Genomic DNA, 13802 nt, shown 5'->3' with positions numbered 1-13802 from the left:
GTCGTCATAGAGCTTGCTGCTGGCAACGCACGCAGTAGCGAACGTAGGGCAGGATCTCCAGTCGCCCGACCGGGATCCGTACCTTGCAGCCGTGACAAACGCCGTACGAACCGTCCTGCACGCGTTCCACCGCCGCCTCGATCTCGGCCAGGACCAGGCGGATCGCCGTGGTCTGTGCCTTCACCAAGTCCTCGTTGGCGTTGGGCTTGTCGGCTTCCATGGCGTTCACCTGGGCGAGCCGGGTGTTTCGCTCGTGCTGCAGGCGTTGCAGGATCTCGTGCTTGCGGTGCAGCTCAGGCTGGCCACCCGTACCGACCGCGCTGGAGGTCACCCGTGGTGTCTTCATGGCACCACCGTCGCCGTTCGGCACCCGGCTTGCCTATCGGGACCAGCACCCATCTTCGCCGCTGCCCCCTGACTTTTGCGATCCGGTGGGTTCAATCGCGGCGCGCCGGGTGTCCTCGGCGTGATGGCATCGGGCGCAGTAGCGGGAGTGCGGCACGATCCGCAGACGCTGCAGGTCGATGGGACGCCCACATTGCTGGCAACTGCCGTACTGGCCGGTGTTCATTCGGGTCGATGCGACCTCGATGTTACTGAGAACCTGGTGCGCAGCGGCGGCCAGTGATGCCTGGATCTCGACGTGCGCTGCGGTACGACGATCTTGTGACGGGTCTGCGAGGTCCTGTAGTTGCTTCTGGCGGAAACGGCGGTGCTCTCGCAGCCTTCTCTTCAGGACGGCCAGCTCCTGTGCCGGCACTTTGCCTGGGGCAATCATTGTCAGCCGTCCCGTTCTCTGGTCTGTGCGTCCGAGGCGGTTGCGGTCGGAGGGATGATGACCACCGGAACCGTGGACTCGTGCGCGACCTGTCGGCTGACGGAACCGAGTAGAAGGCCGGCGACGCCGCCGCGGCCACGTGAGCCCACGACGAGTAGCAAGCTGTTCTCTGCGGCATCAATCAGAGCTGATGCGGCCGCGCCCTGGACGACCAGCTGTTCGGGTTCACTGGCGAGGCCGGAAAGGTCTGCGGCCTTCAGAGTGTCGGTCAGCGTTTGTCGCGCTGTCTCCGCGAGCGAGCCCGGGTCAGCCAACAGGGGAGCGTATGGCGACATCAAGGCCGCAGCCGGCTGCTGCCAGGCATGGACCACAACGAGCCTGGCGCCGCGCAAGCGTGCCTCCGCTGCCGCCCACTCGAGCGCTCGCCGCGCCGTCTCACTACCGTCGATGCCGACGACGATCTTGTCCATCTTCACCTTTCCTCCGACGATCCATGTGCACGCTCGGTCGAGTCGCGCTCCTGCATCAGGTAGGCCCATCCCAGGCCTCCGATGCAGATCAGCGGCGTCAGCACCCCGATCAGAACCAGCAGTGCTACCTCGACCGCTTCCAATGACGACGTACTCATCGCTCCTCCATTAATCGATACACATGGTGTAGCGTAAATAGGAGCAGATCTATTCCCGGAGGTCAGGACCGATGCCGCACAACACCACCGGCCGTGGCCGGCCGAGACTCGAATCGACCGACGAGCGCATCATCCAGGCGGCCCTCGAGTTACTGCGCTCGAAGGGCCCATCAGCTGTGAGCATCGACTCGGTCGCGGCCCGCTCCGGTGTCGCGCGTACGACGATCTACCGCCGCTACCGCAGCCGGGACGAGTTGATGCACGCGACCATGGAGCATCTCGTCGACCCCGCTGCGCTGGCGCCCGACCTCCCGGTGCGAGAGAAGCTGCGATGGGTTCTCGACCGGATCAGCGACATCCTCGAGAACCGGGTCGGCCCCGGCGGAGTCGCCGCCGTCATCGCCGACAGCGACCCCGAGTTCACCTCAGCCCTTCGCGCCCGCCTGGCCACCCGCTTGGCGACGCTCACGGACATGGTGAACCTCGACATCACAGCCGGCCGACTCCGCCCTCACATCGACGCCGACACCCTGCTCGGCCTCCTGATCGGCGCCTACCTCGCAGAATCACTCAGATTTGGCTTGCCCCGCCCCGGCTGGACGGACCGTACCCTCGACCTACTAGCCCCTGGAGTCGTCGCCCACTAATGGTCGGAAGATGAGTGTCACCCCCGATCGACGTGCGGCGAGGCAGAAGGCAGTCTGGAAGGCATGCAACCTCTGATGTCCGCTGGCACTCGACCTTCACGACTGAGAGGTGAAGGTGGTGTGACACGGGGCTGCCGCGTTATGAGACCGCGGTCGTGACGAGAGGGGTGCTTACAGTGCCATTGTTCTGGCGCATCTTCGCTCTGAACGCGGTGGTGCTCGCTGCCGCGACAGCATTGTTGCTGTGGGCTCCAGTGACCGTGTCGGTACCGGTGGTATTCACCGAGGCGCTGGTGCTGCTGGGCGGATTGGCGGTCATGCTGGTCGCCAACGCATTGCTGCTGCAGGTCGGGCTGGCGCCGTTGGACCGGCTGACCCGACGGATGGCAACCGTCGATCTGCTTCGGCCCGGGCAGCGTCTGCCGGTCGCAGGGCAGGGTGGCGTCTCGCAGTTGATCCGGGCCTTCAACGACATGCTGGCACGATTGGAAACCGAGCGTGCCGCCAGCAGTTCCCGGGCGCTGTCTGCGCAGGAGGCGGAGCGGCGACGGATCGCGCAGGAGCTGCACGACGAGGTCGGCCAGAGTCTGACCGCCGTACTGCTGGAGCTGAAGCGCGCGGCCGAGCGGGTCGACGATGCCGAGGTGCGTGCGGATCTGCGCCATGCTCAGGAGACCACCCGGGAGAGCCTGGACGAGGTACGCCGTCTGGCGCACAGACTACGACCGGGTGTGCTCGAAGATCTTGGTCTGGTCAGTGCCTTGACTGCGCTTGCCACCGAGTTGTCCACACACACCGGTCTCTCGATACGGCACCGTTTCCAGCCGGGGCTACCGGCATTGGACGAGCAGACCGAGCTGGTGGTCTACCGGGTCGCCCAGGAGGGGCTGACCAACGTGGCACGCCACGCCGACGCCACCCAGGTCGAGATCAGCCTGCGCCACAGCGAAGGGGTGGTCGCCCTCCGGATTCGTGACGACGGCCGCGGCCTCGGATTGGCGCACGAAGGAGCAGGAATCCGTGGCATGCGGGAGCGTGCACTCCTGGTCGGCGCCACTCTTGACCTGGGTGCCGCGCCGACGGGTGGTGCCGAGGTGAACCTGCTGGTGCCGGTCAACGGGAACGGCGACTGAGCATGGTCGCACCGGACCCGACCCGCATCCTGCTCGCAGATGACCATGCACTGGTACGACGCGGCGTACGGCTGATCCTCGACAGTGAACCGGACCTGACTGTGGTCGCCGAAGCCAGCGACGGAAAGGAGGCCCTCGACCTCGCCCGGTCCGCCGACGTCGATCTCGCGATTCTCGACATCGCCATGCCGCGGATGACCGGCCTGCAGGCGGCCCGTGAGCTGTCGTCGCGCCATCCCGACCTACGGATTCTCATGCTGACGATGTACGACAACGAGCAGTACTTCTTCCAGGCACTCAAGGCCGGCGCCGCTGGATACGTGCTGAAGTCCGTCGCCGATCGCGATCTGGTGGAGGCCTGCCGCGCCGCGATGCGTGGAGAGCCGTTCCTGTATCCAGGAGCGGTGAATGCGCTGATCCGCAACTACCTGGATCGGGCGCGTCTCGGCCAGGCCATCCCGGAGCAGATCCTGACCGCCCGCGAGGAGGAGGTCCTCAAACTCGTCGCCGAGGGGAACTCCTCCAAGGAAATCGCTCAGACCTTGTTCATCAGCATCAAGACGGTCGAGCGGCATCGCGCGAACATGCTCCAGAAACTCGGTCTTCGCGACCGCCTCGAGCTCACCCGCTACGCGATCCGGGCCGGCTTGATCGAGCCGTGAGCAGCAGATCTGCGAGGTTGCCGGTACCGGCAACGGCGGACTCCAGCTTTCACCGATGGGGTACGTACCCAGCGCCTGAGCGAGCTGGCAGCGTTGGCGCAGTCGTGGCTGTCACGGCCCCGAGAGCGGCCAGAGCTGCCCTGGCGGATGTTGACGCTGCTCTCTTCCGGCTCGCGATCGGTCGCTTCGGGGTCTGCCAGCACTGCGAACTGGTGAACGGGTCTCGTGCTACCTGGCCACCAGAGCCTACTCATCTGACGATCCGGTTTCGATGCGTCTTGAATCTGGCTCGGGTCGACGTACACCGCACAGAACTGGGCTGCGAACTCTCCCGAATCAGGCTGCGACGAGGAGGCAGGTTCCGAGCGCCGCCAAGGTGAGCACCTTGGCTGCCTCGAGACCGACGTAGTACAGGTGCATGCTCGACCGGGGCGGGTGCTGTCCGGCGAGGACACGGTCCGTGCGTCGGTTGAGTTGGGGCCGGATCGCGATGAGCTGTGCGGCCAGGATGATCAGGATCGCTGCTGTCAGAGCTGCTACGGAACCGGTTGGCCGTCCTATGGCGACGGCTGCCAGGGCGATCAGCGCCAGTGCGATCTCGACGCGGTTGAGGACCCGGAAGACGATGCGGCCGATGCCGAGCCCGATGGGGAGGTCGACTCCGGGAGCGCGGAACTTGAGGGGCGCCTCCAGGAAGGAGATCGCCAGCACCATGCCGAGCCAGATGAAGATGTCGGCGGTCGCTACGGCGGCTGATGCGGCATTCAAGACTGCTCCTACTGGGTTGTCAACGGCCCTTAGGCGGCAGGCCAGGCTGTGATTCGCGCGACGAACTCGGGCGGTGAGGCGACGATTGTCATCACGGCCGTTTCGGTTCCTGGGTTCGTCAGGCTGACGCGTTCCCCGGCGGCGATGTGCGCGACGGCGCCGGGGGCGAGCCGGTGCTCCCGGCCGCCCTGCTGAAGGTGGATCGAACCTGAGATGTGGACCAGGACGACTTCGGACGATCCGTGGTCGTGTTCGGGCAGGCCGCCACCGGGCGGGATCCACACCTGGACCATGGCGATGTTGTCGGAGGTCTCGGCCGCAACGAGCACCTCCATCGTCGGGCCGCCGGTGACTGGCGCCCGGCGCCGGGGTGTGGTTCCGATCCTCGTCAGGTACATCATCTGTTCCTGTTGTGACGCTGTTGCGGACGGGTGCCCGCGTCGGTGGTGCGAACGGGGGAGAGGTGGACGATGCAGGCGTCGGGTTCGGCGAACGGCTCGAGACTGGTCGCCGCGATCGGGGCACGGATCTCGCTGAGGGCACCTCGCATGAGACCGAGATGCAGCGGACACAAGGTCGACGAGTACTCCTCCGCGAGCTCCAGGAAGGGGCAGTGCCGCAGTCTGATGCGATTGGTTGTGTCGCCGTCGGGTTCCGGAGCGAAACCGAGCTCGGTCATCATTGCGGTCAGCCGCTGAGTGGACTCGGCGGCAGAAGGATCACGGGAAGGCGGGATTTGCTCTATCAGGTAGCCGCCCCAACCTCGGCCCGCGGCCTCGGCCGCGGTCCCCGCATCGGGACTGGTGGACAGCTGCCCGAGCAGGATCTTGGCCAGCAAGTGGTACTGACGCCGACCGCCTCGGTCCATCCCGGGATGTGGTGCGTACGCGGTCCGCGGCCGGCCCCGTCCAGTCGGCTTCTCGAGTTGGCGGTCGACCAGCCCCTGGGTCACGAGTGCATCGAGGTGGAACCGGACCGTGTTGGGGTGGATGCCGAGTTGTTCGGCGAGTTCGGTGACGCCCAGCGGAGTGCTGGAGCGGCGCAGAGCTTCGAGCAGCGCCTGTCGACGGGGCCGGTCGTCGGCGCTCTGGTCGGTTCTGGTCATGGGATCAGCTTGCCTGCTCCTGCGGCGGTAGCGCCGCGACGAGTGGATGGTCGTAGGGAACCGCGCCCACCTTGAAGGCTCCGCCGGGGGAGCCGAGCGTGTCGAAGAATCCTTCGTTCGCTGCCTGGTAGTCCTTCCACTGTTCGGGCAGATCATCCTCGTAGAAGATGGCCTCGACGGGGCATACCGGTTCGCATGCCCCGCAGTCGATGCACTCCTCGGGCTGGATGTAGAGGGAGCGCCCGCCTTCGTAGATGCAGTCGACCGGGCACTCGTCGACGCAGGCGCGGTCCTTGAGGTCGACGCACGGCAACGCGATCACGTAGGTCACAACAGTCTCCTCGTTCAGGCGCTTGTAATTACTACAAATAGCACATGTAATAATCGTTGAAAACGTCGACGCGAGGAGAGTGGCACGATGCCGGCTGCGGAGATCTTCATCCAGGCGACCGAAACCGATCCTGACGTGATCGCTCGAGGTGCAGTCCGTGAGGCCCACGAGCGGCTGTTGTCCGGACTGGCGGACCTGACCACGACGCAGCCCGTGGCTCAAGGTTCCGAGCCTCGATCCGCGGAGTTGGTGGACTTCTGCCTCCACGAAGTGCGCCGGTACCTGACGACTGCAGATCGAGACCTGTATGGACCCGCCACCGAGGATGATGAGACTCGGCTCCTGGCCGACGCGCTGAGAGTCGGCGCTGCAGCAGTCAACGCGCAGATCGACGAACTGGCGACGGCCGGTTCTGTGGATGCGGCGAGGCTCGGCGTGATGATCATGGCGGCCTTGGATACCCAGCTCCAGATCGAGGAGTCGGTGTTGCTGCCCGCGCTCGCCGGATTGCCCGGCGTGGATCCGTCGTTGCTGACCTCAGGCCTGCAGGCCTATCTGGCGGGGGAGCGGGTCGAGCAGTCGACGGTGATCGACGTACGGCGGATCGCTCGTGGCGGCCGTCATCCCCGCGTGTTCGCCAGGTACGCCGGGCTGGCACCGGGAGAGGCCTTCATCCTCGTCAACAGCCACGACCCCAAGCCGTTGCGCCGCGAGTTCGAAGCCAGGTACCGAGGCGCCTTCAGCTGGGACTATCTGCAGGCCGGGCCCGAGGAGTGGCGAGTCCGGATCGGCCGGGTCGCCGTTGATGCCTGACGAGTCGCCGAAGGGTCCAGCTGAACTCCAGCCTGAGCATCCGACGGTACGGGTCCTGGTCGATGTTCACGAACTCGTCGAGGATTCACTCGTGCCGTCGGGTGCCCGGTGGACGCTCGCCGAGCCCGGGCGGCAGCTCGACGCGAACCTCATCCATCTACCTGCCGGTCAGCGCGTGGACACCCACACCGAGCCCGATCTCGACGTCGTACTCATCGTCATCGCCGGTGGCGGCATTGTCGGTTCGCCCGACGGTGACCAGGTTCTTGCCGACGGCAACATAGTCTGGCTGCCCCGCAGTACGACCCGGAACATCACCGCCGGCAAGAACGGCCTGTCCTACCTGACCGTCCATCGACGCCGTCCCGGCCTGCAGATCGGGAAGCGCCCTGGTCAGTAGTGTGGCCAAAGCCTCCGGTCGGGGTCGATCGGTCCGGGCAGCGAAGGTCAACGTGAATCTCGCAGCAGCCGCGCCAGGACCGCCGCCTGGCTGTGATCCACGTCCTTGGTGGCGGTCACCAAGGTCAAGGCATCGCGTTTCGCCAGCGTGCGCAGGTGGTCCAACGCTGTCCTCGCATCCGACTTCGCGAGCTCGTCGCGGTAGCGTGCCTCGAACTGCGCGAACTTCTCCGGTACATGGCCGTACCACTTGCGGAGCTCCGTTGACGGTGCGACGTCCTTGAGCCATTCGTCGATGGCGGCGGCGTCCTTGCGGATGCCGCGGGGCCATACTCGATCGACCAGGACTCTGATGCCGTCGTCGGCGGAGGGCTCGTCGTAGATTCTGCGTACCTGGACCGTACGGCGCGTCATGCTGCACCGTCGGCGGTGTCGCTCCAGTCGGGTACGGCGAGGGCTGTGCCTATGCGTCGAAGCTCGTCGCGGTGGAGCGCACTCAGCCGTGCCAAGGCCCGCTCGCCGTGCTGCGTCATCTCCACCCGGACTACCCTGGCGTCGGTCGGGTGAGGCGCCCTGGTTACCAGGTCTTGCGCCTGCGCCCGGTTCACCAGTTCAACGACGCTGTGGTGGCGCAGTTGAAGACGATCGGCCAGTTCGGTCACCGTTGCCCAGTCTCGCCCGGGAAACCCCTTCAACGCCAGGAGTAGCTGGTACTGCTGCGGTGTGAGGCCATGACCGCGGACGGCCTGTTCGCTGAAGCGGAGGTACCGGCGGATGCCGAAACGGAAGCGAGCCAACGCCTCGAAGTCGGCCTTCGTCAACTGCTCCGCGGCCTGTTGGTCGTGCATCGTGTCGGGCTGCACGTGAATCACATCCTCAGTGGTTTCACCGGGGAAACCCGGCCGTCCTTCGAGTGTATCGTGTTACGATATAAATGCGCAGCTCGCTCCACAGGGCGCGCGCGATGTGCCAGGAGGTGCGCCGTGGTTCGTGAAACCTGGGGAGTGCGTCGCGCAGACGGCCGGTCGCCGTTGTGCTTGTCTTCTCGCGAGGTCGGCCGTCGCACTGCGGACTGGCGGAGCCTTCGGTGCACCCGTAGCCGAAGAGTCTGATCGGCGATGTCGTGGACTGGTTAGGGTGGGCGGTCTTCGGGTTGGTGGCGACATCGGCGTTGACTGCCGTGATGATCACCGCCCAGCTGGCAGGCCTCACCCGGCTGGATCTTCCGCTCGTTCTCGGAGCCCTGGTGACTGAGGACCCCGATCGTGCTCGGGTCGCGGGGTTCCTTATTCACCTCGTTGTCGGTCAGGTGTTCGCGCTTGGGTACGCGACTGTGTTCTTCCTGCTGCATGGAGCCACCTGGTGGCTGGGCGGGCTGCTCGGCCTCCTGCACGTCTCGGTTGCGTTGATGGTGTTGCTTCCGGTGCTCCCGGGGTTGCATCCCCGGATGGCGTCGCATCGCGCCGGACCGGCGAGCAGGGCAGTTCTCGAGCCGCCGGGTTTGCTGGCCCTCAACTATGGCGTGCAGACCCCGGCCGTAGCCGTCGTCGCCCACCTTGTCTACGGCATCGTGCTCGGCCTGCTTCTGCAGGCGCGTTGAAATGCAGCCGATCGCCGACTACGGGCTGGTGGGCGACACTCGCACCGCGGCGCTCGTCTCGAGTGACGGGTCAGTCGATTGGCTGTGCGTGCCGCGATTCGACAGCGCCCCGATCTTCGGCAGACTTGTCGGCGGGCCTGCGGCGGGTCGATTCCGGTTGGGACCAGCCGCCACCCCAACAGTTGTCGCCCGCAACTACCGTCACCACACCGCGACTCTGGAGACCACCTGGATCACGCCCGGCGGCAAGCTGACCCTGACCGAGGCGATGGTGGCCGAGGTGGGCGGACGACTGTTGCCGGCGACGGTCCTCGTCCGGCGACTGTCGGCCGTAGGTGGATCGGTCGACGCTGTTGTCGAGTTCGATCCTCGCCGCGGTGAGCAACACCGCGAGCCTCGCATCCGGCACCGTGGCCAGGATCTCGTGTGTCAGTGGGGCGCGCTGGCCATATCGCTGAGCTGCGATCCCGGACCGGCCATCGAGCCCGGCCGACCCACCCACTTCACCGTTACCCCTGATCGGCCCGTCACGTTCGTCCTCACCGTCGCATATCGGGAACCACTGATCCATGTCCAGGCTGCCGCTGCCTGGGCGCTTCTCGTCGAGGACGAAGGACGGTGGCGCGACTGGACCGCTCGGGTCGACCAGGATCTGCCCTTCCGCGAGGAAGTCATCCGCAGCCTGCTGACTCTGCGCCTGCTGACGTACTCACCCTCCGGTGCGCCCGTGGCCGCGCCGACCACCTCATTGCCCGAGCAGCGCGGCGGCGTGCGGAACTTTGACTACCGCTTTGCCTGGCCTCGCGACGCAAGCATAGGGATCGTGGCCTTCCTGAGTGTCGGCATGGTCGAGGAAGCCCGAGGGTTCCTCTGGTGGCTGCTGCACGCCAGCCGCTTGCAACGTCCCCGCCTACCGGTCCTACTCACCCTGGATGGCCGTCAGGCGCCGCCCGAACGTGGCCTGCGAGACTGGCCCGGTTACGTCGGCAGCGTCCCGGTTCGTGTGGGCAACGGTGCGGCCCAGCAACACCAGCTCGACGGCTACGGATGGATTCTCAACGCTGCCTGGACCCTCGTGCAGGCGGGTCATCCGCTGTACGGCGAAACGTGGCGCGCGATGCAGGGATTCGCCGACCTGGTCGCGCGACGGTGGAGCCAGCCAGACGCAGGCATCTGGGAAGTCCGCGGAGACCAGGTCCATCACGTGCATTCCAAACTGATGGCGTGGCTGGCGCTCGACCGAGCCCTGCGCATTGCCGAGACCCACCGGCTTTCCACCGGTCGCCGGCAACGCTGGCAGGCCGCCCGCAGGGCGATCGGCATCGAGGTCAAGAACCTGGGTTTCGACACCAGCATGGGCAGCTACACCAGAAGCTACAGGTCGCAAGAACTCGACGCCGCCCTCCTGATCCTGCCTCAGATCGGGGTCGAGGAGCGCGGCTCACCGCGTACCCGCGGGACACTCGACGCCATCCGCAAGCAACTGAGCGCCGGTGGTCCCTTGCTGTACCGATACCCACCGGGGCGTGACGGGTTGCCGGGTACCGAGGGCGCGTTCCTGCCCTGTTCCTTCTGGCTGGTTGAAGCGCTGGCGCTTGACGATCGTCGGCGCGAGGCGCTCGAGCTGTTTGCCGACCTGTTGGGCCGCGCCAGTCCCTTGGGCCTCTATGCCGAAGAGATGGACCCCGCGACGGGCGAGTACCTGGGCAACTACCCACAGGCGCTGACCCATGCTGCTCTCGTTCAGGCAGCTCTCGCGCTCCGGGATCTCCCGTCGGTCTCGTGATGCACCTGCCGGACCAGGCTTCGATGGTGTGACCTGCGGATCAGTTGTGCCATTGCCGGTTCCCGGCAAGCAACGAGCTGCGACCTTCGCCGAAGCTGCCAATACCTGTCGGGGCGACATCACGGCAGTGTCAGAGATACCCGATCACGTATCCGGGAGTGTGCCATGCAATCCCTTGTTGCCACTCGAAGTGAGTTGCTCGACCGCCGTCGGCGGGCGGTGTTCGTCGCTCAAGGCCGCGACCTGCTCAAAGACAAGAGAACGGCGCTGGTGCGGGAGTTTCGGCACCACCAGACCGAACTGCTGGACGGACTGGAACGGCTGCGGACGCTTGCAGTCCAAGCCCGGCAGCGTCTTGACGAGGCTACCGCCGTGTGCGGCCCTGAGGCACTCGCGTCGGGCGCTCTGGTCGCCGCGACAGGGATCGGCGCGGACCTTCGATCTCGGACCGTGGCAGGGGTCCACGTGTTCGACCTGAGCCATGACCCAGTCCGCCGGAACACAGCCACGCGCGGCTGGGCGCCCTCTCTGGTCTCTGCGCACCTCGACACCGTCGCGCTGGCTTACGAAGAGCAACTCGAGTGGCTCCTGGACCTGTGCGCGGTCGAGCTCAGCGTACGACGGCTGGCCACGGAGATCGCACGGACCACCAAGCAGGTCAATGCCTTGGACAACATCGTGCTCCCGCAGCTGCACGAGGAAGCGCGCCGGATCGCGCTGACACTCGAGGAGCGCGAGCGTGAGGAGCATGCCCGGCTCAGACGGGCCCGCACCCGCAGGGAATCGCGTGACGCAGGTGGCAACGAGCCCAACCGGAGCGCCGCATGACCCGCACGAACGACAGCGAAACAACAGGCCGTACAAACCGTACAGATGGTGCGACGCCGCACGAGTTGGTGCGGGCCCTCGAGAAGTCGATCGCGGCCCGTCTGGCTGCGGCGAACCGAGCCGGCGATGAGGTGGCACTAGCTCAAGTGCAGGCGGATCGCCTCGTCGCCGAGGCCGAAGCGCAGGCGGCGGAGGTGGCGCGGCAACGGACAACCGCGATCCTGTCCGCCGCCCGCGCCGAGGCCGCCCGGGTTACGCAGGCCGGTATCCGCCGAGCCGCCGCTCTGACCGCGGTCGCGGCCCGCCGCCGTGACCAGGACCTCGCAATGGTCGTCTCTGCGGCGTTGCCTCAGCAGACATCGCACGACGAGGTGAGCCGATCATGATGGTCCCCCTCACCCAGCTCGAGATCGCCGGGCTCAGGACGCGCCTGGACGACGCCCTGGGAGCCCTGCAAGAACTGCGGCTGGCTGAAGTCGTCACCGTCGTCGACCCGGGCGAGACCCCGCCCGACCTGGCGGAGCTCATCGCCCGGACCGACGCCATCCTCATGCTCGGCGACCGATCCGCGACCGGCACCATTCTCAGCGACACCGCCCTGCGGACCACGCTCGATCACCTCGAACCTCAGGTGGCGAAGCTGCTGGCCGAAGACGAGGAACTACGTGGCGAGGCCGAGGCGCTGCCCCGGTCCATCGCAGCCCTTGATGCGTTGCAGCCGCTCGTGCCTGAACTGGGTCGGCTGAACGACCGGCAGCTGGCGAACCTGGGGCTTGCCAGTATGGCGCTGGTCCTCGACGACCCGGACTTGCGAATTGTCCCGGAGCTGACTCGGCAACTGGCCGAGTTGCTGGGCCGTGGGCACTTGATGGTCACCTCCACGACGGCTCCCGGCAGTCCTGTCGGATGCCTGTTGGTTCTTCGTCGCCGCGATCTGCCCAAGGTCGACGCTCTGCTCGGTACGGAGCGCATCGTCGAGGTAGGTGTTCCCGCCGCCTACGCCGGCAAGTCGCTGCGCGCAACGGTCGAGGCGATGCGCGAGAGGCTCGCTGTGTTGCCTCGTGAACGCAACCGAGTCCGGGTCGAGCTCGCCGCCACCGTCATGCCCGCCACGGGGCCGCTACGCGCCACCATCGCTGTGCTGCGGGCCCGAGTCGAACGAGCTGTCGCGGCCGCGCAGGCGGATGTGTCCTCACGTACCTTCGTCCTCAGACTGTGGGTTCCCGCGAAGCAGACCGCACGTGTCGAGGAAGTACTGGCCGATCGGCTCGGCTCAGCCGTGGCCGTCGAGCGCCTCGACACCAGTGAATCGGTGGGAGACCAGCCGGTACTGCTGCGGAACCGGCCCGGTTGGGAACCGTTCCAGCAGCTGGTCGGGCTGTTGTCCTGGCCGGCGCGCGGCGACCTGGACCCGACGGGTCTGACGGCGCTGGTTCTGCCGATCTTCTTCGGCGTCATGGTCGGCGACGTCGTCTACGGCGCGCTGCTGCTGGCCGCTGGGTGGTGGCTCAGATTGCATTGGTCCAAGAGGACCCTCGGTGAGGTCGGCCGCGTGATGGTTCTGGGCGGCGCCTGGACGGTCTTGTTCGGTGTTCTGTACGGCGAGGCACTCGGCAGCCTGGGCCATCGCGTTGGCATGCCGGCACTGTGGTTCTACCGAGGGGGCCCGACCGCCCTGGAACCGTTGCTGCTGTTCGCCTTGGCCATCGGTCTCGTCCACGTCGTCTTGGGACTGGTGCTGGGTGTCTGGACGGCCGCGCGGGGGCACCACCGCCGGCCGTTGGCCTCCAAGCTGGGAACACTTCTGGTGCTGGCCGGGCTGTTCGGGATGGCCGGTGTAGCCGCCGCGGGATTCCCCGCCGAGGTGTTGACCCCTGCGGTTGCCGCGCTGGTCGTCGGTGTCGTCGTGGCCTGCGTGTCCCAGGGCGCGCTCGGGTTGCTGCTCGGCCCGCTTGATCTGCTCGGTGCCCTCGGCAACGTCTTGTCCTACCTGCGATTGGCAGCGGTCGGTCTCGCTTCGACGTACCTGGCCGAGGTTGCCAACCAGCTGGGTGCCCGAGGGCCGCTGCTGCTCGGACTGCTCGTCGCCACGCTGTTCCACGCGCTGAATCTAGCCCTGGCGGCCTTCAGCCCGACGATCCAGGCGCTTCGTCTGCACTACGTGGAGTTCTTCGGGCAGTTCTACGAGGGCGGCGGCCGGCTCTTCGCCCCGCTCGGTGGCGGTTCCGTTGCCGAGGGCCCCGAGTCCGGGAGCGTTCCTGTGTCGTCCGCGTCCGCCGTCAACTCACCCGAGCCGGTCCCGGCTGGGTCATCTGTCTGAAAGG

Annotated in this window: 20 protein-coding genes; 10 read left to right on the top strand and 10 right to left on the bottom strand. The window is 66.7% G+C overall.

The annotated features are described in order from the left end of the window. Positions 1-4: 4 nt before the first annotated feature. The 4 genes from EV137_RS35410 to EV137_RS40880 form a co-directional block, all read right to left on the bottom strand. A complete protein-coding gene (locus EV137_RS35410) occupies positions 5-346 on the bottom strand; it encodes a TraR/DksA family transcriptional regulator (RefSeq protein ID WP_134013006.1) in 342 nt (113 codons plus the stop codon). A 33-nt stretch (positions 347-379) separates the two neighbouring features. Then, positions 380-571, bottom strand: coding sequence for a TraR/DksA family transcriptional regulator (locus EV137_RS42100; RefSeq protein WP_375372048.1), 192 nt, complete (start codon positions 569-571; stop codon positions 380-382). 209 nt (positions 572-780) lie between these two features. Then, positions 781-1248 (bottom strand): universal stress protein, encoded by a 468-nt coding sequence (locus EV137_RS35400; RefSeq protein WP_166680107.1) that lies wholly within the window; start codon positions 1246-1248, stop codon positions 781-783. A gap of 2 nt (positions 1249-1250) precedes the next feature. After that, the gene (locus EV137_RS40880) at positions 1251-1406 is read right to left on the bottom strand and encodes a hypothetical protein (protein WP_166680106.1); all 156 of its coding nucleotides are present in this window, start codon (positions 1404-1406) and stop codon (positions 1251-1253) included. Positions 1407-1477: 71 nt separating this feature from the next. Between EV137_RS40880 and EV137_RS35395 the strand changes: the two genes are divergently transcribed. From EV137_RS35395 to EV137_RS35385, 3 genes are all read left to right on the top strand, one after another. Continuing rightward, the gene (locus EV137_RS35395; protein WP_134132474.1) at positions 1478-2053 is read left to right on the top strand and encodes a TetR/AcrR family transcriptional regulator; all 576 of its coding nucleotides are present in this window, start codon (positions 1478-1480) and stop codon (positions 2051-2053) included. A gap of 176 nt (positions 2054-2229) precedes the next feature. Continuing rightward, positions 2230-3186 (top strand): HAMP domain-containing sensor histidine kinase, encoded by a 957-nt coding sequence (locus tag EV137_RS35390; RefSeq protein WP_134013012.1) that lies wholly within the window; start codon positions 2230-2232, stop codon positions 3184-3186. 2 nt (positions 3187-3188) lie between these two features. After that, complete coding sequence (locus EV137_RS35385; protein WP_134132472.1) at positions 3189-3848, top strand: response regulator; 660 nt, start codon at positions 3189-3191, stop codon at positions 3846-3848. A gap of 336 nt (positions 3849-4184) precedes the next feature. Here EV137_RS35385 and EV137_RS35380 read toward each other — a convergent pair whose 3' ends face one another. From EV137_RS35380 to fdxA, 4 genes are read right to left on the bottom strand one after another with little or no spacing between them, the layout of a single operon-like run. Further along, positions 4185-4616, bottom strand: coding sequence for a hypothetical protein (locus EV137_RS35380; protein ID WP_134132471.1), 432 nt, complete (start codon positions 4614-4616; stop codon positions 4185-4187). Between the two features lie 29 nt (positions 4617-4645). Further along, positions 4646-5014, bottom strand: a complete 369-nt coding sequence (locus tag EV137_RS35375; RefSeq protein ID WP_134132469.1) for a cupin domain-containing protein — start codon at positions 5012-5014, stop codon at positions 4646-4648. Further along, a complete protein-coding gene (locus tag EV137_RS35370; RefSeq protein WP_134132468.1) occupies positions 5014-5721 on the bottom strand; it encodes a helix-turn-helix transcriptional regulator in 708 nt (235 codons plus the stop codon). Before EV137_RS35370 ends, EV137_RS35375 begins: the two co-directional genes overlap by 1 nt. A 4-nt stretch (positions 5722-5725) precedes the next feature. Next, positions 5726-6052: a ferredoxin gene (fdxA, locus tag EV137_RS35365; protein WP_134013022.1), complete on the bottom strand. Its 327-nt coding sequence runs from the start codon at positions 6050-6052 to the stop codon at positions 5726-5728. Positions 6053-6139: 87 nt separating this feature from the next. Here fdxA and EV137_RS41635 point away from each other — a divergent pair, with 87 nt between their 5' ends. Both EV137_RS41635 and EV137_RS35355 read left to right on the top strand, forming a co-directional pair. Beyond that, positions 6140-6865 (top strand): DUF2249 domain-containing protein, encoded by a 726-nt coding sequence (locus tag EV137_RS41635; RefSeq protein ID WP_134132467.1) that lies wholly within the window; start codon positions 6140-6142, stop codon positions 6863-6865. Next, positions 6858-7265, top strand: a complete 408-nt coding sequence (locus EV137_RS35355; protein ID WP_202871289.1) for a cupin domain-containing protein — start codon at positions 6858-6860, stop codon at positions 7263-7265. The genes EV137_RS41635 and EV137_RS35355 overlap by 8 nt, the downstream gene beginning before the upstream one ends. 47 nt (positions 7266-7312) lie before the next feature. On the opposite strand, the gene EV137_RS35350 is transcribed toward EV137_RS35355, so the two are convergent. After that, positions 7313-7678 carry a DUF488 domain-containing protein gene (locus EV137_RS35350; RefSeq protein WP_134013026.1) on the bottom strand — a complete coding sequence of 122 codons (366 nt, stop codon included), beginning with the start codon at positions 7676-7678 and terminating at the stop codon, positions 7313-7315. Then, positions 7675-8127 carry a MarR family winged helix-turn-helix transcriptional regulator gene (locus tag EV137_RS35345; RefSeq protein WP_202871288.1) on the bottom strand — a complete coding sequence of 151 codons (453 nt, stop codon included), beginning with the start codon at positions 8125-8127 and terminating at the stop codon, positions 7675-7677. The genes EV137_RS35350 and EV137_RS35345 overlap by 4 nt, the downstream gene beginning before the upstream one ends. A 260-nt stretch (positions 8128-8387) precedes the next feature. On the opposite strand from EV137_RS35345, the gene EV137_RS35340 reads away from it, so the two are divergent. From EV137_RS35340 to EV137_RS35320, 5 genes are all read left to right on the top strand, one after another. Continuing rightward, positions 8388-8864 carry a hypothetical protein gene (locus EV137_RS35340; RefSeq protein WP_134132465.1) on the top strand — a complete coding sequence of 159 codons (477 nt, stop codon included), beginning with the start codon at positions 8388-8390 and terminating at the stop codon, positions 8862-8864. A 1-nt stretch (position 8865) separates the two neighbouring features. Next, a complete protein-coding gene (locus EV137_RS35335; RefSeq protein WP_134132464.1) occupies positions 8866-10650 on the top strand; it encodes a glycoside hydrolase family 15 protein in 1785 nt (594 codons plus the stop codon). A gap of 165 nt (positions 10651-10815) precedes the next feature. Continuing rightward, positions 10816-11478 (top strand): V-type ATP synthase subunit D, encoded by a 663-nt coding sequence (locus EV137_RS35330; RefSeq protein WP_134132462.1) that lies wholly within the window; start codon positions 10816-10818, stop codon positions 11476-11478. Beyond that, positions 11475-11864, top strand: coding sequence for a hypothetical protein (locus EV137_RS35325; protein ID WP_134132461.1), 390 nt, complete (start codon positions 11475-11477; stop codon positions 11862-11864). Before EV137_RS35330 ends, EV137_RS35325 begins: the two co-directional genes overlap by 4 nt. Continuing rightward, a complete protein-coding gene (locus EV137_RS35320; RefSeq protein WP_134132459.1) occupies positions 11861-13798 on the top strand; it encodes a V-type ATPase 116kDa subunit family protein in 1938 nt (645 codons plus the stop codon). The genes EV137_RS35325 and EV137_RS35320 overlap by 4 nt, the downstream gene beginning before the upstream one ends. Positions 13799-13802 lie beyond the last annotated feature (4 nt).

The sequence above is a fragment of the Kribbella pratensis genome, assembly GCF_004366075.1.
GTDB classification, from domain to species: domain Bacteria; phylum Actinomycetota; class Actinomycetes; order Propionibacteriales; family Kribbellaceae; genus Kribbella; species Kribbella pratensis.
The sequence above is the reverse complement of the archived record's forward strand: the minus strand, read 5'-3'. Positions and strand labels throughout refer to the sequence as shown.

Coding starts and splice junctions, on each gene's coding strand:
- EV137_RS35410 (WP_134013006.1), bottom strand. CDS start 346: ATGAAGACACCACGGGTGACCTCCAGCGCGGTCGGTACGGGTGGCCAG.
- EV137_RS42100 (WP_375372048.1), bottom strand. CDS start 571: ATGAACACCGGCCAGTACGGCAGTTGCCAGCAATGTGGGCGTCCCATC.
- EV137_RS35400 (WP_166680107.1), bottom strand. CDS start 1,248: ATGGACAAGATCGTCGTCGGCATCGACGGTAGTGAGACGGCGCGGCGA.
- EV137_RS40880 (WP_166680106.1), bottom strand. CDS start 1,406: ATGAGTACGTCGTCATTGGAAGCGGTCGAGGTAGCACTGCTGGTTCTG.
- EV137_RS35395 (WP_134132474.1), top strand. CDS start 1,478: ATGCCGCACAACACCACCGGCCGTGGCCGGCCGAGACTCGAATCGACC.
- EV137_RS35385 (WP_134132472.1), top strand. CDS start 3,189: ATGGTCGCACCGGACCCGACCCGCATCCTGCTCGCAGATGACCATGCA.
- EV137_RS35375 (WP_134132469.1), bottom strand. CDS start 5,014: ATGTACCTGACGAGGATCGGAACCACACCCCGGCGCCGGGCGCCAGTC.
- EV137_RS35370 (WP_134132468.1), bottom strand. CDS start 5,721: ATGACCAGAACCGACCAGAGCGCCGACGACCGGCCCCGTCGACAGGCG.
- EV137_RS41635 (WP_134132467.1), top strand. CDS start 6,140: ATGCCGGCTGCGGAGATCTTCATCCAGGCGACCGAAACCGATCCTGAC.
- EV137_RS35355 (WP_202871289.1), top strand. CDS start 6,858: ATGCCTGACGAGTCGCCGAAGGGTCCAGCTGAACTCCAGCCTGAGCAT.
- EV137_RS35350 (WP_134013026.1), bottom strand. CDS start 7,678: ATGACGCGCCGTACGGTCCAGGTACGCAGAATCTACGACGAGCCCTCC.
- EV137_RS35335 (WP_134132464.1), top strand. CDS start 8,866: ATGCAGCCGATCGCCGACTACGGGCTGGTGGGCGACACTCGCACCGCG.
- EV137_RS35330 (WP_134132462.1), top strand. CDS start 10,816: ATGCAATCCCTTGTTGCCACTCGAAGTGAGTTGCTCGACCGCCGTCGG.
- EV137_RS35325 (WP_134132461.1), top strand. CDS start 11,475: ATGACCCGCACGAACGACAGCGAAACAACAGGCCGTACAAACCGTACA.
- EV137_RS35320 (WP_134132459.1), top strand. CDS start 11,861: ATGATGGTCCCCCTCACCCAGCTCGAGATCGCCGGGCTCAGGACGCGC.